General features: G+C 74.5%; 18 protein-coding genes and 8 tRNA genes. 15 read left to right on the top strand and 11 right to left on the bottom strand.

Annotation, left to right across the window (positions count from 1 at the left end):
- The first annotated feature begins 123 nt into the window (after positions 1–123).
- The 3 genes from cobT to ACFPP6_RS32215 all read left to right on the top strand — a co-directional run bounded on the left by cobT (position 124) and on the right by ACFPP6_RS32215 (position 7,227).
- Positions 124–4,923, top strand: coding sequence for a nicotinate-nucleotide--dimethylbenzimidazole phosphoribosyltransferase (cobT, locus tag ACFPP6_RS32225; protein WP_382049848.1), 4,800 nt, complete (start codon positions 124–126; stop codon positions 4,921–4,923).
- 157 nt (positions 4,924–5,080) lie between these two features.
- Entirely contained in the window at positions 5,081–6,349 is a 1,269-nt protein-coding gene (gene cobA, locus ACFPP6_RS32220; RefSeq protein WP_382049846.1) for a uroporphyrinogen-III C-methyltransferase, read from the top strand.
- 59 nt (positions 6,350–6,408) lie between these two features.
- Positions 6,409–7,227 carry a TrmH family RNA methyltransferase gene (locus ACFPP6_RS32215; RefSeq protein ID WP_382049844.1) on the top strand — a complete coding sequence of 273 codons (819 nt, stop codon included), beginning with the start codon at positions 6,409–6,411 and terminating at the stop codon, positions 7,225–7,227.
- Between the two features lie 89 nt (positions 7,228–7,316).
- Here ACFPP6_RS32215 and ACFPP6_RS32210 read toward each other — a convergent pair whose 3' ends face one another.
- Positions 7,317–8,681, bottom strand: coding sequence for a serine/threonine-protein kinase (locus tag ACFPP6_RS32210; protein ID WP_382049882.1), 1,365 nt, complete (start codon positions 8,679–8,681; stop codon positions 7,317–7,319).
- Between the two features lie 616 nt (positions 8,682–9,297).
- On the opposite strand from ACFPP6_RS32210, the gene ACFPP6_RS32205 reads away from it, so the two are divergent.
- Positions 9,298–9,516: a hypothetical protein gene (locus ACFPP6_RS32205; protein WP_179080133.1), complete on the top strand. Its 219-nt coding sequence runs from the start codon at positions 9,298–9,300 to the stop codon at positions 9,514–9,516.
- Positions 9,517–9,725: 209 nt separating this feature from the next.
- Here ACFPP6_RS32205 and ACFPP6_RS32200 read toward each other — a convergent pair.
- The 6 genes from ACFPP6_RS32200 to ACFPP6_RS32175 form a co-directional block, all read right to left on the bottom strand.
- Positions 9,726–9,797 (bottom strand) — tRNA-Val (locus tag ACFPP6_RS32200).
- Between the two features lie 20 nt (positions 9,798–9,817).
- Positions 9,818–9,892 (bottom strand) — tRNA-Val (locus tag ACFPP6_RS32195).
- A gap of 28 nt (positions 9,893–9,920) precedes the next feature.
- Positions 9,921–9,992, bottom strand: a tRNA-Val gene (locus ACFPP6_RS32190).
- 20 nt (positions 9,993–10,012) lie between these two features.
- A tRNA-Val gene (locus ACFPP6_RS32185) sits at positions 10,013–10,087 on the bottom strand.
- A 1-nt stretch (position 10,088) separates the two neighbouring features.
- A tRNA-Cys gene (locus tag ACFPP6_RS32180) sits at positions 10,089–10,162 on the bottom strand.
- A gap of 35 nt (positions 10,163–10,197) precedes the next feature.
- A tRNA-Gly gene (locus ACFPP6_RS32175) sits at positions 10,198–10,270 on the bottom strand.
- A gap of 175 nt (positions 10,271–10,445) precedes the next feature.
- Between ACFPP6_RS32175 and ACFPP6_RS32170 the strand changes: the two genes are divergently transcribed.
- From ACFPP6_RS32170 to ACFPP6_RS32160, 3 genes are all read left to right on the top strand, one after another.
- Positions 10,446–11,492, top strand: coding sequence for a chorismate-binding protein (locus tag ACFPP6_RS32170; protein WP_382049880.1), 1,047 nt, complete (start codon positions 10,446–10,448; stop codon positions 11,490–11,492).
- Complete coding sequence (locus ACFPP6_RS32165; RefSeq protein WP_382049841.1) at positions 11,489–12,310, top strand: aminotransferase class IV; 822 nt, start codon at positions 11,489–11,491, stop codon at positions 12,308–12,310. The genes ACFPP6_RS32170 and ACFPP6_RS32165 overlap by 4 nt, the downstream gene beginning before the upstream one ends.
- A gap of 98 nt (positions 12,311–12,408) precedes the next feature.
- Positions 12,409–13,245 (top strand): GNAT family N-acetyltransferase, encoded by an 837-nt coding sequence (locus ACFPP6_RS32160; RefSeq protein ID WP_382049839.1) that lies wholly within the window; start codon positions 12,409–12,411, stop codon positions 13,243–13,245.
- Positions 13,246–13,294: 49 nt separating this feature from the next.
- Here the strand turns inward: ACFPP6_RS32160 and ACFPP6_RS32155 are convergent, their stop codons facing one another.
- Positions 13,295–13,813, bottom strand: a complete 519-nt coding sequence (locus ACFPP6_RS32155; protein WP_382049837.1) for a DsbA family protein — start codon at positions 13,811–13,813, stop codon at positions 13,295–13,297.
- 247 nt (positions 13,814–14,060) lie between these two features.
- Between ACFPP6_RS32155 and ACFPP6_RS32150 the strand changes: the two genes are divergently transcribed.
- Entirely contained in the window at positions 14,061–14,507 is a 447-nt protein-coding gene (locus tag ACFPP6_RS32150) for a hypothetical protein (RefSeq protein ID WP_382049835.1), read from the top strand.
- A gap of 184 nt (positions 14,508–14,691) precedes the next feature.
- On the opposite strand, the gene ACFPP6_RS32145 is transcribed toward ACFPP6_RS32150, so the two are convergent.
- Both ACFPP6_RS32145 and ACFPP6_RS32140 read right to left on the bottom strand, forming a co-directional pair.
- A complete protein-coding gene (locus ACFPP6_RS32145; RefSeq protein ID WP_382049833.1) occupies positions 14,692–15,246 on the bottom strand; it encodes a CGNR zinc finger domain-containing protein in 555 nt (184 codons plus the stop codon).
- 217 nt (positions 15,247–15,463) lie between these two features.
- Complete coding sequence (locus ACFPP6_RS32140; RefSeq protein WP_003959770.1) at positions 15,464–15,877, bottom strand: SsgA family sporulation/cell division regulator; 414 nt, start codon at positions 15,875–15,877, stop codon at positions 15,464–15,466.
- Positions 15,878–16,069: 192 nt separating this feature from the next.
- Here ACFPP6_RS32140 and ACFPP6_RS32135 point away from each other — a divergent pair, with 192 nt between their 5' ends.
- The 4 genes from ACFPP6_RS32135 to ACFPP6_RS32120 all read left to right on the top strand — a co-directional run bounded on the left by ACFPP6_RS32135 (position 16,070) and on the right by ACFPP6_RS32120 (position 17,333).
- Entirely contained in the window at positions 16,070–16,513 is a 444-nt protein-coding gene (locus tag ACFPP6_RS32135; RefSeq protein WP_382049831.1) for a TIGR02611 family protein, read from the top strand.
- A gap of 58 nt (positions 16,514–16,571) precedes the next feature.
- Positions 16,572–16,643, top strand: a tRNA-Val gene (locus tag ACFPP6_RS32130).
- Between the two features lie 70 nt (positions 16,644–16,713).
- A complete protein-coding gene (locus ACFPP6_RS32125; protein ID WP_382049829.1) occupies positions 16,714–17,199 on the top strand; it encodes an SRPBCC family protein in 486 nt (161 codons plus the stop codon).
- Positions 17,200–17,261: 62 nt separating this feature from the next.
- Positions 17,262–17,333, top strand: a tRNA-Val gene (locus tag ACFPP6_RS32120).
- A 113-nt stretch (positions 17,334–17,446) separates the two neighbouring features.
- Here the strand turns inward: ACFPP6_RS32120 and ACFPP6_RS32115 are convergent.
- Positions 17,447–18,169, bottom strand: a complete 723-nt coding sequence (locus ACFPP6_RS32115) for a 3'-5' exonuclease (RefSeq protein ID WP_382049827.1) — start codon at positions 18,167–18,169, stop codon at positions 17,447–17,449.
- Positions 18,170–18,335: 166 nt separating this feature from the next.
- On the opposite strand from ACFPP6_RS32115, the gene ACFPP6_RS32110 reads away from it, so the two are divergent.
- The 3 genes from ACFPP6_RS32110 to thrS all read left to right on the top strand — a co-directional run bounded on the left by ACFPP6_RS32110 (position 18,336) and on the right by thrS (position 22,286).
- Complete coding sequence (locus ACFPP6_RS32110; RefSeq protein ID WP_382049825.1) at positions 18,336–18,974, top strand: DUF4365 domain-containing protein; 639 nt, start codon at positions 18,336–18,338, stop codon at positions 18,972–18,974.
- Positions 18,974–20,197 carry a serine/threonine-protein kinase gene (locus ACFPP6_RS32105; protein ID WP_382049823.1) on the top strand — a complete coding sequence of 408 codons (1,224 nt, stop codon included), beginning with the start codon at positions 18,974–18,976 and terminating at the stop codon, positions 20,195–20,197. The genes ACFPP6_RS32110 and ACFPP6_RS32105 overlap by 1 nt, the downstream gene beginning before the upstream one ends.
- A gap of 112 nt (positions 20,198–20,309) precedes the next feature.
- Positions 20,310–22,286 (top strand): threonine--tRNA ligase, encoded by a 1,977-nt coding sequence (thrS, locus tag ACFPP6_RS32100; RefSeq protein WP_382049821.1) that lies wholly within the window; start codon positions 20,310–20,312, stop codon positions 22,284–22,286.
- The last annotated feature ends 44 nt before the right edge of the window (positions 22,287–22,330 follow it).

Here is a 22,330-nt window from a genome sequence, read left to right as displayed (position 1 = left end):
TTTGGCGGGGGCACGGCAAGGTAGGGGCGGGCGACGTTCAACGTGCCGCGAGGCACGGACGCTCGTTCTTGACTATGGGCGTGAGCGGTTGGAAGGAGCACTACCGATGGGCGAGGGGTACGCATGACCGACACCGGCCAGTTCCCGGGCGAGGGACAGCCGGAGAACGCAGGCGCGCTGCCCGGCCACCCGTTCCCCGCGGACGCCGTAGCCCCTGCCGACCCCGGAGCCCCGGCCCCTCCGGCCCCTCCGGCCCCTCCGGCCACGTTTACCTTCCTCGACCACGGGGACGGCACGGAGCCGGACGGCGCCGACGAGGACGACCTCCTGCTGATGCCGGGCGCCCAGGGCGCCTGGAGCGAGCAGCCGGCCGTCCAGGGCGGTACGCACGAGAGCGGCGGACGCGACACCGGCTCCGTCGACTACGGCGACGTCCGCATCCCCCCGGCCGCCGCCGCGGGCCAGCCGCCCGCCGCCCCCGCAGCGCCCCGCCGCCCCCTGCACATGGGCCCGCCCGTCCCGGACCCCACCAGCGGAGTCGTCCGCTCCCTGGCCGACCGCGGCCCCGCCGCGCCGGCCCCCGCCCCGGTCCGCCCGCCCGCTCCGCCGGCGGCGCCCGCACCGGGCCCCGAATACCTCGACGGCACCACCGACGAGACGGGCACTCAGCAGACCCCGCGCCTCGGCGAGGTGCCGCAGCAGCAGCCGGGCACGTGGGACGCCCAGCCGCAGCCGCCCGCCGCGGCCTTCGTACCGTCCCAGGCGGCCGGTCCGGCCGCCCCCGCCGTTGACGTGCCGTCAGCCGCCCCGGAGCAGCCGGCCGGGCACCCCGTCGCCGCCGAGCCCGCCGCTGGTGCGGCGCCCTCGACCGGTCTCAGCGCCATCGACGCCGTGGTCGCCGCGGCCACCGGGCAGGTCCACGTACCCCCGAGCGTCGCGGCCGAACCGGCCCCCCAGGCCGCTGTTGTGACGGACCCCGCCATGACGGACCCCGCCATGGCTCCGGCGCCTGCCGCCGAGGCCGAGCCGGTGGCCGCGCCCGCCGACGCTCCGCAGGCCGAAGCGCCTGCGGCGCCCGCCGTCGCGGCCGAGCCCGCCGAACCGGCTGCCGCGACCGAAGCGCAGGCGGCTCCCGCCGTGGGCGCCGAGCCCGCGCTCGCCTCCGTGCCGGACCCGCACCCGGTCGCGGAGGCCGCCCCGGCCGACCAGGCCGTGGTGGCGTCCCAGCCTGCTGCGGCCGCCGAGCCGGTCGCGGTCGAGCCGGTCGTGACCGAGGTTCCCGCCGCCGATGCCGGGCAGCCCGGGCAGGTCGCCGAAGCCGCCGCGGCCGCCGGTGCCCCGGCCGGTGCGGCCGAGCCGGAGCAGACCGCCGTCCAGGCCGACCAGGGGCAGGCTCCGGCCGAGGTCCCGCAGACGCCGGCCGCCGAGGCCGCCGCCCCCGCCGACGTTCCGCAGGCCCCGGCCGACCAGGCCGCCGCCCCCGCTGACGCCCCGTCGGCAGAGGCCGCCGCGGCGGTCGCTCCCGCCGACGAGCCCCTGGCGCAGACCGCCCCGGCCGATGCGGCCGCTGACGGCACGCCGGAGCAGCTTGCGGCTCCCGAGACGCCGGACGGGGCCCGGCCCGCGCCGGAGGCGGCTGCCGTGGCCGATCCCGCGGTGGACGCCCGGGCCGCCGTCCCGGCCGAGGCTGTGCAGGCTGCCGGTTCCGTACCGGTGGAGGATGCCCCCGCCGCCGCTCCGCAGGCAGAGCCGGTTGCCGAAGCCGCAGCTCCCGCCGTTGCCGAACCTGCGGTGGACGCGCAGGCCGCCGCCCCGGTCGTTGCCGAGGTTGCGGCGGAGGCGCAGGTCACGGCCGTGCAGCCCGAGCAGGCGGCCGGTCCGGTGCCCGTGGCGGATGCTTCCGCCGCTGCTCCTGCCGCTGACGCTGCTGCCGAGTCCGTTCCGGACGCCCAGGCTGCTGTCCCGGACGACGCGCAGGCCGACGCCGCCGCCGCTCCGGCTGCGGCCGAGACTGTCGTGGACGTACAGGCGGGTGTCCCGCAGCCCGAGCAGTCCGAGCAGCCCGCCGGTGCCGAGTCCGCGGAGGGCGCTTCCGCCGTCGCTCCGCAGGCCGAGCAGGCTGCCGACGCCGTTGCTGAGCCCGTAGCTGATGCGGGTGCGGGTGCGGATGCCCAGGCCGTGCCGCAGGCCGGTCCGGCTGCCGAGCCCGCCGTGGAGACTGCCGCCTCCGCGCCGGAGGCCGCGCAGGCCGCACAGGCCGCGCCGGTCGACGCTTCCGCTGCCGCGCCGGTCGAGGCGGTGAGCGAATCCGGTTCCGCCCCGGCCGCGCAGCCCGCCGACGGCCCGCAGCCCGAGCAGGCCGCCGTCCCCGGCACGCCTGCCGCCGAGCCCGTCGTCCCCGCCGGTGAACCGTCCGCGCCGGCCGACGCGACCGCTGCCGCTCCGCAGCCCGAGCAGGCCGCCACCGTTGCCCAGGCCGAGGTGGGAACCGAGTCCGGCCCCGCTCCGGCCGCGCAGCCGCTCGACGCTCCGCAGCCCGAGCAGGCCGCCGTTGCCGGTGTGGAAGCCGCCGATCCGGTCGCTCCCGCCGGTGAACCGTCCGCGCCGGTCGACGCTCCCGCCGCTGCCCCGCAGCCTGAGCAGGCTGCCGCCACGACCCCGGCCGAGGCGGAGACCGAGCCCGGTCCCGCCCCGGCGGCCGCCACCGCAGCCCCGGCCGAGGCCGAGTCCGGGACCGAGTCCGGCCCCGCCGCGGCCGCGCAGCCGCTCGACGCCCCGCAGCCCGAGCAGGCCGCCGTCCCCGGCACGCCCGCCGCCGAGCCCGCCGCTCCCGCCGGCGAACCGTCCGCCCCGTCCGACCCGCACGCCGTCGCCGGCGTACCGCAGACCGAGCAGGCCACCATCTCCGAACCGCAGGCACCCGCGACCGAGGACGCAGCGCAGACTCCGGCGCCGGAGCAGTCCGCAGCCGACCTGCCCGAGCCGGCCGCCGAGGACGACGCTCGGCCGGCCGCCCCCGCGGGCCCCCGGGTCATCACCCCGGCCACCGCGCCCGAGGCCCCCGCCGCCGAGCCGTCCGAGGCCCCGGAACCGGTCGTTCCCGCGCCCCGCGCGGCCGAGCCCGCCCCGGCGGAGGAGGGCGCCCCGGCCGCGGAGGCCGAGGCCGCGGCCGAGCCCCGGCCCGAGGTGCCCGCCGCCGTCGGGTACGGCGACGCCGAGCGCGAGGCCGTGCACCGCGTGATGCGCGAGCGGCGCGACATCCGCAACGGATTCCGCACCGACCCCATCCCGCACGAGGTGCTGCTGCGCGTCCTGGAGGCCGCCCACACCGCCCCCAGCGTCGGCCACTCCCAGCCCTGGGACTTCGTCGTCATCCGCTCCGCGGAGACCCGGCAGGCCATGCACGAACTGGCCCAGCGCCAGCGCGACGCCTACGCCAAGTCGCTGCCGAAGGGCCGGGCCAAGCAGTTCAAGGAACTGAAGATCGAGGCGATCCTCGAGACGCCCGTCAACATCGTCGTCACCGCCGACCCCACCCGCGGCGGCCGCCACACCCTGGGCCGCCACACCCAGCCGCAGATGGCCCCGTACTCCTCCGCGCTGGCCGTCGAGAACCTCTGGCTCGCCGCCCGCGCCGAGGGCCTCGGCGTCGGCTGGGTCAGCTTCTTCGACGAGCGCGAGATGGTCCGCACCCTGGGCCTGCCCGAGCACCTGGAGGTCGTCGCGTACCTGTGCGTCGGGTACGTCGACGAGTTCCCGGACGAGCCCGAGCTGATGCAGGCCGGCTGGTCCAAGCGCCGGCCGCTGTCCTGGGTGGTGCACGAGGAGGAGTACGGCCGCCGCGCCCTGCCCGGCGAGGAGCCGCACGACCTGCTCGCCGAGACCCTGCGCGGCATCCGCCCACTGGACGCCAAGGCGCTCGGCGAGGCGTGGGAGCGGCAGAAGCGCATGACCAAGCCGTCCGGCGCGCTCGGCATGCTGGAGATCATCTCCGCGCAGCTGTGCGGCCTGTCGCGCAAGTGCCCGCCGCCGATCCCCGAGCCCGCCGCCGTCGCGATCTTCGCCGGTGACCACGGGGTGCACGCCCAGGGCGTCACGGCGTGGCCGCAGGAGGTCACCTCCCAGATGGTGGCCAACTTCCTGGGCGGCGGCGCCGTGTGCAACGCGTTCGCCAACCAGGTCGGCGCCGAGGTCTGCGTCGTGGACGTCGGCGTCGCGGGGGAGCTGCCCAGCACCCCCGGCCTCCTGCCGCGCAAGGTCCGCGCCGGCACCGCCGACATCACCACCGGCCCCGCCATGACCCGCGAGGAGGCGATGCACGCCCTGGAGGTGGGCATCGAGACCGCCCGCGACCTGGTCGCGGCCGGCAACAAGGCGCTCCTCACCGGCGAGATGGGCATCGCCAACACCACGGTGTCGGCCGCCCTCATCTCCGTCTACACCGAGGCCGACCCGGCCGAGATCACCGGCCGCGGCACCGGCATCAACGACGAGATGCACGCCCGCAAGGTCGACGTGGTCCGGCGCGCCCTCGAACTGCACCAGCCGGACCCGAAGGACCCCATCGGCGTCCTCGCCGCGATCGGCGGCCTGGAGCACGCGGCCCTCGTCGGCCTGATCCTCGGCGGCGCGTCCCTGCGCACGCCGGTGATCCTGGACGGCGTGAGCGCCGGGGCCGCGGCCCTCGTGGCCCGCGCCATCGCCCCCGAGGCGCTCGCCGCCTGCATCGCCGGTCACCGCAGCGCGGAGCCGGGCCACGTCGCCGCGCTGACCAAGCTCGGCCTGCGCCCCTTGGTGGACCTCGACCTCCGCCTCGGCGAGGGCACGGGCGCCCTGCTGGCCCTGCCGATCGTGCAGAGCGCCGCCCGCGCCATGCACGAGGTGGCCACGTTCGACGCGGCGGGCGTCACCGAAAAGGGCTGACGTTCCGGCATGGAAGCCCCACGTGCCGCCGGCACGTGGGGCTTTCGCCACTTGCCGCCGGCGGGAGCGCCCGTCCCACCCCGCCCCCGACCCCCCGTCGCACCGTAGGGTGTCCCCACCAGCGCATTCGCCCGCCCACGAGGAGACCCGCACGCCCATGGCCGAGCACAACGAAGCCGTCGCCTACCCCGTCGGACTGCGCCTCTCCGGCCGCCGCGTCGTCGTCCTCGGCGGCGGGCAGGTCGCCCAGCGCCGGCTGCCCGCCCTGCTCGCCGCGGGCGCGGACGTCCTCCTCGTCTCCCCCTCCGCCACCCCCTCCGTCGAAGCGATGGCCGACACCGGCGAACTGCGCTGGGAGCGCCGCCGCTACCGGGACGGCGACCTCGACGGCGCCTGGTACGCCCTGATCTCCACCGACGACCCGGAGGCCAACCGGGCCGCCTCCGCCGAGGCCGAGGCCCGCCGCGTGTGGGCCGTGCGCAGCGACGACGCGGACGCCGCCTCCGCCTGGACGCCCGCCACCGGCCGCAGCGAGGGCGTCACCGTCGCCGTGCTCACCGGCCGCGACCCCCGCCGCTCCGCCGCCGTCCGCGACGCGATCATCGAGGGCCTGCGCGACGGCTCCCTGACCGCCCCGCACTTCCGCACCCACACCGCGGGCGCCGGTGACGGCCACGGCACCGCCACCGGCCCCGGGCACGTCGCCCTCGTCGGCGGTGGCCCCGGCGACCCCGACCTCATCACCGTGCGCGGCCGCCGCCTCCTCGCCCAGGCCGACGTCGTCATCGCCGACCGCCTCGGCCCGCGCGACCTCCTCGACGAGCTCCCCCCGCACGTCGAGGTCATCGACGCCGCGAAGATCCCGTACGGCCGCTTCATGGCCCAGGAGGCCATCAACAACGCCCTGATCGAGCACGCCAGGGCCGGCAAGTCGGTCGTGCGCCTCAAGGGCGGCGACCCCTTCGTCTTCGGCCGTGGCATGGAAGAGGCCCAGGCGCTCGCCGAGCACGGCATCCCGTGCACCGTCGTCCCCGGCATCTCCAGCACCATCAGCGTCCCCGGCGCCGCCGGCATCCCCGTCACCCACCGCGGCGTCGCGCACGAGTTCACGGTCGTCAGCGGCCACGTCGCGCCCGACGACCCGCGGTCCCTGGTGGACTGGGAGGCCGTCGCCAGGCTCCGCGGCACCCTCGTCCTGCTGATGTCCGTCGAGAACATCGGGGCCATCGCCGAGGTCCTCGTCCGGCACGGCCGCCCCGCCGCCACGCCCGTCGCCGTCGTGCAGGAGGGCACCACCGCCGCCCAGCGGCGCGTCGACGCGACGCTGGCGACCGTCGGCGAGCGCGTCGCGGCGGAAGGCATACGGCCCCCCGCGGTCATCGTCATCGGCGACGTGGTGACGATCGGCACCGGAACCGGCCGCTAGAGCCCACCGCACCGCACCGCCCCGCGACGACCGAGCACCCCGCACCGAGGACCGAGAACATGGCCGACATCATCACCATCGACGAACCCGACGACCCGCGCCTGCACGACTACACGGGCCTGACCGACGTCGAGCTGCGCCGCCGCCGCGAACCCGCCGAGGGGCTCTTCATCGCCGAGGGCGAGAAGGTCATCCGGCGCGCCCGCCACGCCGGGTACGAGATGCGCTCGATGCTGCTGTCGGCCAAGTGGGTCGACGTCATGCGCGACGTCATCGACGAGGCGCCGGCCCCCGTGTACGCCGTGAGCCCCGACCTCGCCGAGCGGGTGACGGGCTATCACGTCCACCGCGGGGCCCTCGCCTCCATGCAGCGCAAGCCCCTGCCGTCGGCCGCGGAGCTGCTGCGGAGCACGCGCCGCGTCGCCGTCATGGAGGCGGTCAACGACCACACGAACATCGGGGCCATCTTCCGCAGCGCGGCGGCCCTCGGCATGGACGCGGTCCTGCTCTCCCCGGACTGCGCGGACCCGCTCTACCGGCGTTCGGTGAAGGTCTCCATGGGCGCCGTCTTCTCCGTGCCCTACGCGCGCCTGGAGACCTGGCCGCGCGACCTGGAGACCGTGCGCGAGGCGGGCTTCCGGATCCTGGCCCTCACCCCGGACGAGAAGGCCACGTCCATCGACGCGGCGGCCCCGCACCGGCTGGAGCGGGTCGCCCTCATGCTGGGCGCCGAGGGCGAGGGCCTGTCCACGCGCGCGTTGATGGCGGCGGACGAGTGGGTGCGCATCCCCATGGCCCACGGCATCGACTCGCTCAACGTGGGCGCGGCGGCGGCCGTGTCGTTCTACGCGGTGACGGCGGGCCGCCCGCAGGGCTGAGGACCGCAGGACCGGGGGTCGCAGGGCTGAGGGCCCGTCCGGCGGACCGGGCAGTACGCGCCTGCGCGAGCCCTGCCGGCGGCCGGCGGTCAGTGCCCGCCCGGCGCCCCGAAGAAGCCCTGCTGCCCGGGCTGTCCCTGTTGTCCTTGCCGTCCCTGCTGTTCCTGCTGTCCCTGTTGTCCAGGCTGGTCGCTCCTGGATACCGAAGGCACCCGCTGCAGCCCGTCCGTGTTCCGCTCGGGACCCTGGCAGCCCTGCGCGACGGCGATGCCCAGCGCGACCAGCAGCGTCACCACCACGAAGACGGTCAGCCGCTGCCGCAGCAGCCGCGGGTCCCGCGCCGGCCGCCGGTTGCCGGAGCCCGTACGGGCCGCGGGCTGCCCGCCGCGCCGGGACGCGGCCCCGGCGGCGCCCCGGCCGGACTGCCCGGGCCCGGGCGCCCCGTTGGCCCGGCCCGGCCGCGCAGCCGGGCGGCGGCCGGGTTCGGGCCGGCCCTGCGGGACGTGCGGGTGCGGCGCGGGCGCCTTGACCGTGGGCCGCTCGGTGCGCTGCTCCGCATAGTCCGAGGCCCGGCGGCCCGACGGCCGGTCGGGCTCGCGCCGCGCCAGGGGGTGCCGGCCCTCGGAGAGGCCCTGCGCCTCGCGGGCGGCGATCTCCTTCAGCCGCAGCGACAGCTGCAGCGTGCTCGGCCGCTCCTCGGGGTCCTTGGCCAGGCATGCGTGGATCAGCGGCGCCAGGGCGTCCGGTACGGCCATGAGCTGCGGCTCCTCGTGGACGACCCGGTAGAGCATGACCTCCGAACTGCCCTGGCCGAAGGGTGAGTCCGCGGTGGAGGCGTAGGCGAGGGTCGCGCCGAGGGCGAAGACGTCCGTGGCGGGGGTGACGGCGGCGCCGCGCACCTGTTCGGGGGCGAGGAAGCCGGGCGAGCCCACCGCCGTGCCCACGTGGGTCAGGGTGCTCGCGCCGGTCGCCCACGCGATGCCGAAGTCGATGATGCGGGGGCCCTTGGGGGACAGCAGGATGTTCGAGGGCTTGAGGTCCCGGTGGACCACGCCCGCGTCGTGCACGGCGAGCAGACCCTCGGCCAACGCCGCCCCGATGGAGGCGGTCTGAGCCGCCGACAGCGGCCCCTCCTCGTTCACCTTGTCGTGCAGGGAGGGCCCCGGCACGTACTGCGTCGCGAACCACGGGCGGTCCGCGTCCAGGTCGGCGGCCACCAGCCGCGCCGTACAGCCGCCGCGGATGCGCCGGGCCGCCTGCACCTCGCGCGCGAACCGCGAGCGGAACTCCTGGTCCTCGGCGAGGTCCGGCCGGATCACCTTCAGCGCCACGCGCTGCCCGCGCCGGTCGGAGCCGAGGTACACCACGCCCATGCCGCCCGCGCCGAGCCGGCGGTGAAGCCGGAACGAGCCGACGACACGCGGGTCCTCGCGCCGGAGCCGCATCATCGCCATCTTCATCCCCGCTGCCCGGTCCGTCTGACGTGGCACAGCTTACGGATTGACGGGCGGGCGCGCTGATAGGCCGCGCATGCGTCGGCGAGTGGATTGCCCGCACCCGGCGCGGGCGGCGGGCCGCGGGCCCGGGGCGGCGGTCGCGCACCCCCGGCGCGGGGGAGCGGCGCCAAGGGGCCGCCGCCGAGGGGGGATTGGGGCCGCGCCCGGCCCGGAGCCCCCCGTTCCGGCCGAGGCGGGAGGGGCGGCTGGGGCGTGTGCGGCGGGCAGGGGAGGGGCCGCCGGGACCGTGAAGATCGTTAAGGCCGGGGGCGGGCCGGAAGTGACCGAAGTCACTCCGGCCTGGCGGATTCCCGGCCGCCTCCGGGTGCCCCCTCCGGGAAGACCCCAAGGGCGGGGGACACCCGTGTCCAACCAGGGGAGTAGCCGCCCGGCGTCCGCTCATCCTCCCGGATGCCCGCCAATCGATACGAGGGCATGACGCCCGGCCGGGCCCGCGCCCCTAGTGTTGAGGTCGAGCGGCGGGTGCAGCACTCGTCCCCCGAGGTCAGACGCCCGCCGCTCGTGCGACTTCACACGGCAGGGGACGGGCCCACCACACACCAGGAGCGGAACCATGGCGGACACGGCGGGACGTACGGTCATCCGGTCGCGCGGTCACCGGGCCGCCGACCTGGTCACGGGCCTCTTCGCCCCCAGGCCCTCCGGCACCCGGCACCCGGCGGTGGCCGTGGCCATGGTGGTGCCCCTGGCGGCGTTCCTCGCCGTCCTCTTCGGCGGCTGGGACGCCGTCGTCACACAAGCGTCGTCCGTCGCCGGAATGCTGGGGCGCTGAGCGCCCCGGGCCCGGGAGAGCGGCCCGGGCCGGGGACAAGCCGGCGGATCAACCCCGTGGGGACGGGGGTACGGCGGACGGCACGAAGGGCCGGGCACCTGGGGAGGCGCCCGGCCCTTCGTATTGCCACCTGTTTCTCATCGGCCTTGCCGCCTGCGGAAACGGCCGGAGGCCGGAGCCCTTGAGCCCCGGCCTCCGGCCGATCGGTGTGCGCGATACTGGGATTGAACCAGTGACCTCTTCCGTGTCAGGGAAGCGCTCTCCCGCTGAGCTAATCGCGCGGGAGGGTCCGTGAAGACCCTGGTGGACGATACTGGGATTGAACCAGTGACCTCTTCCGTGTCAGGGAAGCGCTCTCCCGCTGAGCTAATCGTCCGGGATGCACTGCGTTTCCGCAGGTAGCGTGCGCGATACTGGGATTGAACCAGTGACCTCTTCCGTGTCAGGGAAGCGCTCTCCCGCTGAGCTAATCGCGCGGGAAGGTCGGTGAAGACCCTGGTGGACGATACTGGGATTGAACCAGTGACCTCTTCCGTGTCAGGGAAGCGCTCTCCCGCTGAGCTAATCGTCCTTGGAGGTGGAGACGGGATTTGAACCCGTGTAGACGGCTTTGCAGGCCGTTGCCTCGCCTCTCGGCCACTCCACCAGGAGTGCGGGGGTTCGGGAAGATCCCCCAACTCGAGCGGACGACGAGACTCGAACTCGCGACATCCACCTTGGCAAGGTGGTGCTCTACCAACTGAGCTACGTCCGCAGTGTCTGTCCGGTCCGCTTCCGCGTCCCGGCGACGTGTTGAACTCTAGCGGATTCCAGCGCCAGCTCAAATTCCGTTTCCGCAGCGTGCTGCCCTGATTGTTCGCCCGGGCCGCTCCGGACGCCCCCGCCATAGACTCGATGACGTGCACAGCTTCCCCCCGAGCCTCCCTCCGATGGCCCGCTTCGGCGGCCTCCTCGCCACCGATCTGCGCGATGTCACCCGCGACCCGGCAGCCCTGGAGTCCACGGGCTGGTGGGCGGTGGTCGCGGACTTCGAGGGGCGGCTGACCTGCGCGCGCTTCGGCGACGTGCGGCCCGCCCCGCCCCGTCCCGCGGCCTCCGTCCAGTGGCGCGGCCCGGCCGCCGGGGACTGGACCAGCTCCCTGGACCGCGCCGCCTACACCGCGGGCGTCCGCCGCATCCGCGAGCACATCGCGGCCGGCGAGGTCTACCAGGCGAACCTCTGCCGCGTCCTGAGCGCGCCGCTGCCCGACCCCGCCGCGGCCGACGTGGACGCCCTCACCTCCCTCCTCGCGCGCGACAACCCCGCCCCCTACGCGGGCTGCGTCCGCCTGCCCGCCCACGGCGTCGAGGTCGCCACCGCTTCCCCCGAGCTCTATCTGCGCCGCACCGGCCGCACCGTCGAGTCCGGCCCGATCAAGGGCACCGGCCGCACCGCCGCGGACCTGCTGGAGAAGGACCACGCCGAGAACGTGATGATCGTGGACCTCGTCCGCAACGACCTCGGGCGCGTGTGCGCCACCGGCTCCGTGACCGTTCCCGCGCTCTGCGCGGTCGAGCCCCACCCCGGGCTGGTCCACCTCGTCTCCACCGTGCGCGGCAGGATCGCCGACGGCGCCGGGTGGGCCGAACTGTTCTCGGCCACCTTCCCGCCCGGCTCGGTCACCGGCGCCCCCAAGGAGAGCGCCCTGCAGATCATCCGGGCCCTGGAGACGGCCCCCCGCGGCCCCTACTGCGGCGGGGTCGGCTGGGTCGACGCCGACCGCGGCACCGGCCAGCTCGCCGTCGGCATCCGCACCTTCTGGATCGACCGCACCGCCGCCCCCGGCCCCGTCCTCCGCTTCGGCACCGGCGCCGGCATCACCTGGGGCTCCGACCCCGAGCGCGAGTGGGCCGAGACGGAGCTCAAGGCTTCGCGGCTGCTCGCGATAGCGTCGGGCACCGGCACCCATCAGCCGCTCGGAGGGACGATACGGTGACGATCTGGCTCAATGGTTCGCTGCAGGACGCCGACGGCGCGCGCGTCTCGGTCCTCGACCACGGTCTGACCGTCGGCGACGGCGTCTTCGAGACGCTCAAGGCCGTCCAGGGCCGTCCCTTCGCCCTCACCCGCCACCTCGCCAGGCTGACCGCCTCCGCCCGCGCCCTGGGCCTTCCCGAGCCCGACCTCGACGAGATCCGGCACGCCTGCGCGGCCGTCCTCGACGCCAACCCCATGCCGCTCGGCCGGCTGCGCATCACCTACACCGGCGGCCTCGCCCCCCTCGGCTCCGAGCGCGGTGAAGCCCGCCCCACCCTCGTCGTAGCCGTCGCCGGGACGCCGCGGCGCCCCGACACCACCGCCGTCGTGACCGTGCCCTGGACCCGCAACGAACGCGGCGCGCTCGCCGGCATCAAGTCCACCTCCTACGGCGAGAACGTCGTCGCCCTCGCCCGCGCCAAGGAGCACGGCGCCGGCGAGGCGCTGCTCGCCAACACCGCCGGGGCGCTGTGCGAGGGCACCGCCTCCAACGTCTTCGTCGTCCTCGACGGCGAGCTGCACACCCCGCCCCTCGCCTCCGGGTGCCTCGCCGGCATCACCCGCGCCCTCGTCCTGGAGTGGACCGGGGCCAAGGAGACCGACCTGCCCTACGACGTCCTGGAGCGCGCCGAGGAGGTCTTCCTGACCTCCACCCTCCGCGACGTCCAGGCCGTGCGCGCCGTCGACGGCCGGGAACTGCCCGCCGTCCCCGGCCCGGTGACGGCCAAGGCCGCCCGGACCTTCGACGAGCAGGCGGCGGCGGACCTCGACCCGTAAGGGCGGCAACGGCTGCAAGGACCGGTAGGGCTGCGCGGGCGCACACCGCTCCCCGTAAACCCCGTGACGCGCGGCCGCCGGACCGGTACAACACCAAGGTGACCACCACCCTGCGGCCCACCGCACCCGAGCAGCGCGGCCCCGGCGGCGCCCGGTCCCGCTCGTACGAGGTCTGCGTCAACAGCAGGCCCGTGGGCGCCGTCGACCTCGCCACCGACCACCGCTTCGGCCCGGCCGCCGGCCGCATCGTCCGGCTCTCCATCGACGAGCGCGACCGGCACCGCGGCCGCGGCACGGTCGCCGCGCTCGCCGCCGAGGAGGTGCTGCGCGGCTGGGGCTGCACCCGCATCGAGGTGTCCGTCGACGCCGGCGCCGAGGTCGGTCTCGGGCTCGCCGGCGCCCTCGGCTACGTCGAACGCAGCCGCAACATGGTCAAAACGCTGACCGCCGCCCCACGGCTGCCCGAGGGCAGCGAGGGACGGCCGATGGCCGACGCCGAGTACGCGGGCTGGCGGGAGGAGTCCCGCGCCGGTTACGTGCAGGAGTGGGTCGACCGCGGCGTCCCGGCCGAGCAGGCCCACGCCAAGGCCGAGGCGGACGAGCGCGCGCTGCTGCCCGACGGCCCCGCCACCGCCGGCACCGTGCTGCGCGTCCTCACGCACGAGGGCACCGCTGTCGGCACCCTCTGGGTGGCACTGCGCGACGAGGACCCGGACACACCGGACGCCTACGTCTTCGACGTCGCGGTCGTGCCCGCGCACCGGGGCCGCGGCCACGGCAGGTCCCTGATGCTGCTGGCGGAGGCCGAGGTCCTCGCGCACGGCGCGCGGACCCTCGGCCTCAACGTCTTCGCCGGCAACACCCCGGCGCTGCGGCTGTACGAGTCGCTGGGCTACCTGCCCACCACGCACCACCTGTACAAGCCGCTGCTCTAGCGGCGGCCTCCCGGCGGGCCGCTACGCCCCCTACGGCCCCCACGGCCCCCTACGATTCGCTGCGCTCCGCCAGCAGCCGGTCGGCGATCTCCTCGATGCGCTCCCGCAGCCCGTCCTGGTTCTTGCTGCCGTCCAGCAGCTCGCCGCCGATGGCGTATGTGGGGGTGCCGGTCACGCCGATGGCCTTGCCCTCGGCCTGGTCCGCGTCGACGATCAGCATGTGCCGGCCGTCCACCAGGGCCGTGTCCACCTCCCCGGCGTCCAGCCCGAGCCCGCCGGCCGCCTCGACCAGCAGCTTCTCGCCGCGCTCGGCCAGCTCCTCGGCCCGCGCGAGCACCGCCTCGGCGTACGGCCAGCCCTGCCCCTGCTCGGCCGCCTCCTCGGCGGCCTGCGCGGCGGCGTAGGAGTGCTTGTGCTTCTCCAGGGGGAAGTGCCGCAGCCGCACGTCCAGACGGTCGCCGTAGCGTGCGCGCAGCGCCCGCAGGTCGTCCAGGGCCGTACGGCAGTCGGTGCACTGCAGCTCGCACCACACGTCGAGGACGACGGGGGCGGTGTTGGTCTCGCTCATGCGGCCAGTCTTCCAGGCGGCGGGGGCGGCGGCCCTCCGGGTCTCCCCGGGCCTCCTCGCCCCTCCTCGGCCTTTTCCCGGCCTTCCCGGGCTCTTCCCGGGCCCGCCCGGATCTCCTGCCGTCTTCCCGGGCCGTCAGGGATGACCCCGAGATCTCCCTGAGCCGGCCGTCCGGCCATGGCCCGGCCGGCGGCGGGAGGTGCACGATGGAAGGGCGAGCCCGCAAGCCAAGTCCAGGAGGAGACCGATGCTGATCTCGACCATCTGCGCCGCGGTGTCCGCGGCGGGCCTCGGCATCGCCGCGCTGACGGCCTACCGCCGGCGCTTCCTCGCGGCGACGCGGATCGCGGCCTTCTCCCTCGTCCCCATCGGGCTGGTCCTGACCGGGGTCGTGGAGTGGCTCACCGACGTCGTCTTCAAACCGAGCGTCTGGGCCGGCTTCGGGATCCTCGCGCTCTCGGCCCTGCTGTTCGTGGTGAGCAGGGCGGCCGAGCGCCGCGGTGCCGGGGGCGGCCGCAAGGAGCGCAAGGCCGCGGCGGCCGCTGCGCAGCGCGATGCCATGGCCCCCGCCGCTTCCGCTCCGTCACTGCGCCCGGGCCGCGCCGCGGGCAGTCCGCAGGGCGGGGCGAAGAAATCGGGCGACGGCGAGGACTTCTCGGATATCGAGGCGATTCTCAAGAAGCACGGAATATGACGGACCATCCGATCAGTACACCGGGACGCCGGTGTCGGCGGCGTACCCGGCGACTGTTTTCCGGGTAATTCACCGGGTGCGTATTCGCCCGCCCGTATTTTCCCCGTGCATCCGGCGGAGAAGCGGGATCCCGCTCCGATTCCGCCCCGATTCCACCCTGATACCGAGCTCGTTCTGCCCGGAATCAGACCGACGCGCCGGAGTCCGCGGACTCGGCGCCCCGGCGCCGCGCCCGGTAGGCCGCGACGTGCAGCCGGTTCCCGCACGTGCGGCCGTCGCAGTAGCGCCGCGAGCGGTTGCGGGACAGGTCCACGAAGGCGTGCCCGCAGTCCGGCGCGTTGCACCGCCGCAGCCGGTCGCGCTCGCCGGCGACCAGCAGGAACGCCAGCGCCATGGCGCCGTCCGCGGCGAGGTTCTCGGCCACCGCCGCGCCGGGCGCGAAGTAGTGCACGTGCCAGTCGTAGCCGTCGTGCTCGCTCAGCTGCGGTGTGGTGCCGGCCTCGGCCACCAGCTCGTTGATCAGCCGGGCCGCCTCCCCCGTGCTCGCGGCGTCGAAGATCCGTCCGAACCGCTCGCGTATCGACCGCACCGCCGCGACATCGCGGTCCCGCAGCGCCTCGACCGTGATGATGCCGTGCCGCTCCGTGAAGGCCCGCAGCTCCGCCAGGTCCTGCGGACCCGTGTTGAGGAGGTCGACGACGGAGTCGAGCGCAGCCTTGGTGTCGTGGTTGATCTGCACGTTCGTACGCTCCCTGGCCGGACGGAGGCGGCAAGTGTTCGACCGCGGCCCACGACCTTACTGGCTGGGCGGCATCTGTGCGGCCCCCGGTCGCGACGGCGCCGTCGTCCGCGGAGCGGTCCGCGGACGACGGCGCCGTGCCGTGCCCTGTGTGCGAGATGTGGCGCGCAGCCTCCCCGAGTGGGCTGGCGCGCTCCGGGTCAGCCCCGGCCCGGACTCAGCTCTCCGCCAGGATGTGGGAGAGCTCGGTGTCCAGGTCGAAGTGACGGTGCTCGGTGCCCGGCGGCACCGCGGCGTCCGTCCGCTTGAGGAAGGACTCCAGGGCCCGCGCAGGGGCCTCCAGCAGCGCCTCGCCCTCGGGAGAGCTCAGCGCGATGCACACGACGCCCTGACCGTGGCTGCGGGACGGCCAGACGCGGACGTCGCCGGTGCCTGTGGGCCGGTGCAAGCCTTCGGCGAGGAGGTCGCGGGCGAAGACCCATTCGACCGTCTCTTCGGCTCCGGTGTGGAACGTGGCGTGCACGGCATACGGATCGGCCGTGTCGTACCGCAGGCCTGCGGGGACAGGCAGTGAGGATTCGCTCGACACGACGAGGCGCAAGTGCAGCTCGCAGCTGACCGTGGTGTTCATAAGCGCCAGGGCCTTTCGCTCAGTGTGCGCTCGGGGATTCGCACGTCGGCGAAATCGACATGCCACCTACGGTGCCGTTGTAAACCCCTCTGACCGTTTTGAGGCTGTTCGGATACCTCGGACGGCCCAGTCGCCCGACGGGGAATACGGCCATTCCGGTGAGTTCGGGATCGGTCCGGTAGGTTGGGGCTCATGAATGCGGAGAGTGACCGGCGGCAGGACGCCGCGACGGGGGACGGGACGAAGGACGGGGGCGCGGGAGAGCCCGCCCTCGGATCGCGCGCGCCCCACTTCATCAAGCGCTCGCGGCCCCTGCACGTGAGCTGGCAGGTGGGCGTCTTCATCGTCGGCCTGGCCGTCGTCGTCGCGGGCATCATCATGCTGCCCCTGCCCGGCCCGGGCTGGCTCGTGATCTTCGGAGGCATGGCCATCTGGGCGACGGAGTTCGTCTGGGCCCAGCTCGTGCTGCGCTGGACCAAGCGGAAGGTCACCGAGGCGGCCCAGCGCGCCCTCGACCCCCGGGTCCGGCGGCGCAACATCATCCTCACCGTGACGGGCCTGGTGATCGCCGGCGCCCTCCTCGGGATCTACCTCTGGAAGTTCGGCATGGTCATGCCGTGGAAGGTGGGCGGCTGACCGGCCCGCCGCCGGTTCAAAGCACCGTCTGACATGCGGTAATGTTTGCGGTGCGCCCGGGCGATTAGCTCAGCGGGAGAGCGCTTCGTTCACACCGAAGAGGTCACTGGTTCGATCCCAGTATCGCCCACACGACAGGACCGAGGGTCCGCAAGGCTCACCCCTTGCGGACCCTCGGTCTTTGGGTGTCCGCTGGCCCCATGCCCTTCCTGGCCGCGGCCCTGGCCCCCTCCCACCGCTACCGCTTCCACGGCGCATGGGCCCTGGCCGCCCCGCCCGACGCCGTCTACGCCCGCCTCGAAGCCGTGGACGGCTATCCCGCCTGGTGGCCGCAGATCCGCGAGGTCAACCGGGCCGACGCCGCCACCGGCACCGCCCGCGTGCGCTCCTTCCTCCCCTACGACCTGACCGTGGCCGTCCGCGCCCGCCGCCACGACCCCGTCGCCCGCGTCCTCGAGATCGCCATGACCGGCGACATCGAGGGCTGGGCCCGCTGGACCGTCCTCCCGCACGGCACCGCCGGCTGCACCGCCCGCTTCGAGCAGGACGTGGAGGCCCGCAAGCCCCTGCTCAGACGGCTCGCCCTGCCCGCCAGGCCCCTCTTCGTGGCCAACCACGCGTGGATGATGCGCGCCGGCCGGCGCGGCCTGCGGGCCCTGCTGGCCGGCGCCACCCGGGGGATTTGATGGAGAGCCGCCGCGACCTGTATTGTTCAGTGCGTTGCCGGGGGAAACCCCGCACGAATCCCGGGCGATTAGCTCAGCGGGAGAGCGCTTCGTTCACACCGAAGAGGTCACTGGTTCGATCCCAGTATCGCCCACACGCAGGCAAGGCCGGTCCGTCAAGAGACGGACCGGCCTTGTGCGTTGCCCGTCCGCACGCCCGTGTTCCGCACGCCCGTGCGCGCGGCTCTCGTGACGCCCGGAGCGCCGCTCACGCGGCGGCCGGCAGCGACGGCCGCAACGGCCAGGCCGGGTCGCACGCCTCCTCCGTCCCGTTCCGCGCGAACCACGCCTGCAGACCGCGCGCCTGTGCCGCGTGCCACACCGCCTGCCGGGCGTGCAGCTCCGCCGGGCTCAGCCGCTCCAGCCGGGCCGCGAACCGGCGGCCCACCGCCCGCACCACCTGCAGCGCCGCGAGCGCGTCCGACGCCGCGTCGTGCGCGCCCGTCAGCTCCACCCCGTACTGTGCGCACAGATCCGTCAGCGTCCGCCGCCCCTTGCGGTAGCGGTCCAGGTGCTTGTCCAGCACCCACGGGTCCATCACGCACAGCGGTGCGGCCCCCAGGTAGTCCGCCAGAGACGAGGCGCGGTGGCGCCGCAACTCGCGGTCCAGCAGCGTCAGGTCGAACGGGGCGTTCATCACCACCAGCGGCGTCCCGCGCGCCGACTGCACCGCCAGCGCCCGCGCCACCTCCTCCACCACCGGCGCCGGCCACCGGCCGTTCCGCTGCAGGTAGGCGTCCGTCAGCCCGTGTATCGCAGTGGCCCCTTCGGGCACCGGGACCCCCGGGTCGACCAGCCAGCGCGTCACGACCGGTGCGGCCTCGGCCGCGGACTGCACCACGAGGGCCGCCGACACGATCCGGTCGTGCTCGACATCCACTCCGGTGGTCTCGGTGTCGAACGCGGCGAGTGGTCCCTCGAACCAGCACATGTTCCAACTCCTCGCACTTGCCCGGCGAATGGCGTGTTTCACCCTCCCCGCCAGGTGATACCCGGCCACGAACCACTGCGAACCGCCGTTGTTTGCAAGGGAGTTGCGAAGGAAACAACACGGTTGTACGGATCGAACGCCCGAAGACGCCCGGAAGGATTCGGACATGGCGTTCCCGCGGCCCGAACCGGGCGGGCTGCTGTCTGAGCTTCCCGAGCCCGCCGCACCCGCCCTCGTACGCGGCTCGCTCGCCACCACCGCCTGCATGGAGACGCTCCAGATCGGCTACCTGCACGCCGTCGCCGCGGCCGCGGGCTGCTCACTGGCCCAGCCCTTCCCCGACCACGGCATCGACTGGCACATCAGCCACACCGCCCCCGGCCACGCCGTCGACGACGAGGTCACCATCAAGGTGCAGCTCAAGTGCACCTACCAGCTCGGCCCCCGCCCGGCCGTGCGGCCGCCGCCCCGGGCCCCCGCCGCGGAGCTCCCGGCCGTCCCCGTCGTCCCGGCGCCCACCTTCGCCTTCACCCTCGACAACGACCACCTGGCCAAGCTCGCCCGCACCCCCGTCGCCGTCCACAAGATCCTCGTCGTGATGATCGTGCCGAGATCGCGCGACGACTGGCTGCGCGCCGGCCACGACAGCCTCCACCTGAGGCACTGCTGCTACTGGACCAACCTCGCCGGCCACCCCGTGACCGGCAGACGCCGGACCACCGTGCGGATCCCGGCCACACGCGTCTTCGACGACCGCGCACTCTGCGAGATCATGACGCGGGTCGGGGCGGGAGGGAGACCCTGATGCACCGGCCGACCGAGCCCTCGCGCCACCCCCGGCACACCCCGCCCGGCGGCCCCCCGCCCGAAACCGCCGACCCCGCCGTCCTCGCGGCCCTCCTCGCCCGCCACGGCTGGCGCCGCCGCGGCGCGGCAGCCGGCCCGTACAGCCGCTGGACGCCGCCCGACGCCGCCGGCGCCCGCGGGCGCACCAGCCTGCTCGTCCCCGACAGCCGCGCCTACCCCGACAGCGCCGACCTCGTCGCCGAGGCGCTCGCCGCGCTGCGCCACAGCCCCGCACCCTCGGCGCGCGACGTCCTCATCGCCCTGCACACCCCCGTCGACGAGATCCACTGGCAGCGGGACGCCCCCGAGCCCGAGGCGCCCGCGGCCGCCTGGGCCGCCCAGGAACAGCTGCGCGCCGGCGCCCGCGCCCTGCTCCTCGCCGCCGCCCTGGCCGCGCGCGGCACGGCCGGCTACCACGGCGCGCGCCACCGCCGGCAGGCCGAGACCGCCCTCGGCCGCCTGCTGACCGGCACCGCCGCCGGCGGCCGGGAGCTGACCGCCTTCCTGCCCGTCGGCCCGGGCGCGGCTCCCGGCCCCGACGGCAGGCCGGTCACCACCGCACTCCTGCGCGCCCTCTACGCGGCCCGCGACGCCACCGACCGCCAGCGGGCCACCGGCGCGCCCGACGCCTTCGAACCGGCCGTCGAGGCGGGCGTCTGCCAGGAGCTGACCGAAGCCATCGCCGAACTCGTCCGCGGCTCCGAAGGCATCCGCATCACCCTGCACTGGGCACCCGCGGCCGGCCCGCCCGACGGCTTCGCCGCCCGCCCCGAGCCGGTCGCGTTCGGCCCCGGCGACCTCCCCGTGCTCCGCGAGGCCGGGGCCCGCTACATCCGGGACGAGCCGCCCGTCGCCGTGCAGCTCACCGGAGCCGTCGTCCGCATGCGCCGCGAGGACCGGGGCGGCCCCGGAACCGTACGGCTGAGGATCCTCGCCGGCGTGGACGTGCCCCAGGTCCGCGCCACCCTCGACGAGGACGACTACCGGATCGCCGGCCACGCCCACCTCCTCGGCATGCCCGTCCGCATGAGCGGCCGCCTGGAGAGCACGGGCGGCTTCCGGCGCCTGACCGACGCCCGCGACGTCATGCCCGTACGGGTCGACGACGGCGAGCGGGACCGCCTGCTGAAGTCGCTGCACGAGAACATCGACTTCTTCGAGGAGGCGTGCGGCGGCGAGTGAGACCGGCCCCTCCCCGGCCGCCCGGTAAACCGTTTCGCGACCAGGCTGCCGCTCTCGGTACGATTCAGGCGCGCAGTGACCGCTGCCGCGACCCATACGTCAGGAGAGACCGGTGTCAGACGTCCGTGTGATCATCCAACGCGATTCCGAGCGGGAAGAGCGCGTGGTGACGACGGGCACGACGGCCGCCGAGCTCTTCGCCGGTGAGCGCACCGTCGTCGCCGCGCGCGTCGCGGGCGAGCTCAAGGACCTCGCGTACGTCGTCGCCGACGGCGAGGAGATCGAGGCCGTCGAGATCTCCTCCAAGGACGGCCTCGACATCCTGCGCCACTCGACCGCGCACGTCATGGCCCAGGCCGTGCAGGAGCTCTTCCCCGAGGCCAAGCTGGGCATCGGCCCGCCGGTCAAGGACGGCTTCTACTACGACTTCGACGTCGAGAGGCCGTTCACGCCTGAGGATCTCAAGGCGATCGAGAAGCGCATGCAGGAGATCCAGAAGCGCGGGCAGAAGTTCTCCCGCCGCGTCGTCACCGACGAGGAGGCCCGCGACGAGCTTGCGGCCGAGCCGTACAAGCTGGAGCTGATCGGCCTCAAGGGCTCCGCCTCGCACGACGACGGCGCGGACGTCGAGGTCGGCGCCGGCGAGCTGACGATCTACGACAACCTGGACCCGAAGACCGGCGAGCTGTGCTGGCGTGACCTGTGCCGGGGCCCGCACCTGCCCACCACCCGTGTCATCCCGGCGTTCAAGCTCATGCGCAACGCCGCCGCGTACTGGCGCGGCAGCGAGAAGAACCCCATGCTCCAGCGCATCTACGGCACCGCGTGGCCGTCGAAGGACGAGCTGAAGGCACACCTGGACTTCCTGGCGGAGGCCGAGAAGCGCGACCACCGCCGCCTCGGCTCGGAGCTGGACCTCTTCTCGATCCCGGAGCAGATCGGCTCGGGCCTGGCCGTCTTCCACCCCAAGGGCGGCATCATCCGCCGGGTCATGGAGGACTACTCCCGCAAGCGGCACGAGGAAGAGGGGTACGAGTTCGTCTACACCCCCCACGCCACCAAGGGGAAGCTCTTCGAGACCTCGGGCCACCTGGACTGGTACGCCGACGGCATGTACCCGCCCATGCAGCTCGACGAGGGCGTGGACTACTACCTCAAGCCCATGAACTGCCCGATGCACAACCTGATCTTCGACGCCCGGGGACGCTCGTACCGCGAGCTGCCCTTGAGGCTGTTCGAGTTCGGGACCGTGTACCGGTACGAGAAGTCGGGCGTCGTGCACGGCCTCACCCGCGCCCGCGGCTTCACGCAGGACGACGCGCACATCTACTGCACCCGCGAGCAGATGGGCGAGGAGCTCGACCGCACCCTCACCTTCGTCCTGGACCTGCTGCGCGACTACGGTCTGAACGACTTCTACCTGGAGCTGTCCACCAAGGACCCGGAGAAGTTCGTCGGCTCGGACGAGGCCTGGGAGGAGGCCACCGAGACGCTGCGCAAGGTGGCCGAGAAGCAGGGCCTGGAGCTCGTCGCCGACCCGGGCGGCGCGGCCTTCTACGGCCCGAAGATCTCCGTCCAGGCCAAGGACGCGATCGGCCGCACCTGGCAGATGTCGACCATCCAGCTCGACTTCAACCTGCCCGAGCGCTTCGACCTGCAGTACACCTCGGCGGACGGCTCGCGCCAGCAGCCCGTCATGATCCACCGCGCGCTGTTCGGCTCGATCGAGCGCTTCTTCGCGGTGCTCCTGGAGCACTACGCGGGTGCGTTCCCGGCGTGGCTGGCTCCGGTGCAGGCGGTCGGCATCCCGATCGGCGACGCCCACGTCGAGTACCTGCAGGAGTTCGCCGCCGAGGCGAAGAAGAAGGGCCTGCGGGTCGAGGTGGACGCCTCCTCGGACCGCATGCAGAAGAAGATCCGCAACCACCAGAAGCTCAAGGTTCCGTTCATGATCATCGTCGGTGACGACGACATGAACGCGGGCACGGTCTCCTTCCGCTACCGCGACGGCTCGCAGAAGAACGGCATCCCGCGCGCCGAGGCGCTGGCCGAGATCCTCAAGGCCGTCGAGGACCGCGTCCAGGTCTGACCCGGGAATCAGGGACGAACGGGCCCCGGAGCGTCGACGGCGCT

The sequence above is a fragment of the Streptomyces aureoversilis genome (assembly GCF_042657885.1).
Lineage (GTDB): Bacteria > Actinomycetota > Actinomycetes > Streptomycetales > Streptomycetaceae > Streptomyces > Streptomyces aureoversilis.
Note: the sequence above shows the minus strand (reverse complement) of the source record. Positions and strands in the feature narration are given on the sequence as shown.

Bases quoted from the DNA above. Each gene is read 5' to 3' on its own strand.
- cobT (WP_382049848.1), top strand. From the start codon at position 124: ATGACCGACACCGGCCAGTTCCCGGGCGAGGGACAGCCGGAGAACGCA.
- cobA (WP_382049846.1), top strand. From the start codon at position 5,081: ATGGCCGAGCACAACGAAGCCGTCGCCTACCCCGTCGGACTGCGCCTC.
- ACFPP6_RS32215 (WP_382049844.1), top strand. From the start codon at position 6,409: ATGGCCGACATCATCACCATCGACGAACCCGACGACCCGCGCCTGCAC.
- ACFPP6_RS32210 (WP_382049882.1), bottom strand. From the start codon at position 8,681: ATGGCGATGATGCGGCTCCGGCGCGAGGACCCGCGTGTCGTCGGCTCG.
- ACFPP6_RS32205 (WP_179080133.1), top strand. From the start codon at position 9,298: ATGGCGGACACGGCGGGACGTACGGTCATCCGGTCGCGCGGTCACCGG.
- ACFPP6_RS32170 (WP_382049880.1), top strand. From the start codon at position 10,446: ATGGCCCGCTTCGGCGGCCTCCTCGCCACCGATCTGCGCGATGTCACC.
- ACFPP6_RS32155 (WP_382049837.1), bottom strand. From the start codon at position 13,813: ATGAGCGAGACCAACACCGCCCCCGTCGTCCTCGACGTGTGGTGCGAG.
- ACFPP6_RS32150 (WP_382049835.1), top strand. From the start codon at position 14,061: ATGCTGATCTCGACCATCTGCGCCGCGGTGTCCGCGGCGGGCCTCGGC.
- ACFPP6_RS32140 (WP_003959770.1), bottom strand. From the start codon at position 15,877: ATGAACACCACGGTCAGCTGCGAGCTGCACTTGCGCCTCGTCGTGTCG.
- ACFPP6_RS32135 (WP_382049831.1), top strand. From the start codon at position 16,070: ATGAATGCGGAGAGTGACCGGCGGCAGGACGCCGCGACGGGGGACGGG.
- ACFPP6_RS32125 (WP_382049829.1), top strand. From the start codon at position 16,714: ATGCCCTTCCTGGCCGCGGCCCTGGCCCCCTCCCACCGCTACCGCTTC.
- ACFPP6_RS32115 (WP_382049827.1), bottom strand. From the start codon at position 18,169: ATGTGCTGGTTCGAGGGACCACTCGCCGCGTTCGACACCGAGACCACC.
- ACFPP6_RS32110 (WP_382049825.1), top strand. From the start codon at position 18,336: ATGGCGTTCCCGCGGCCCGAACCGGGCGGGCTGCTGTCTGAGCTTCCC.
- ACFPP6_RS32105 (WP_382049823.1), top strand. From the start codon at position 18,974: ATGCACCGGCCGACCGAGCCCTCGCGCCACCCCCGGCACACCCCGCCC.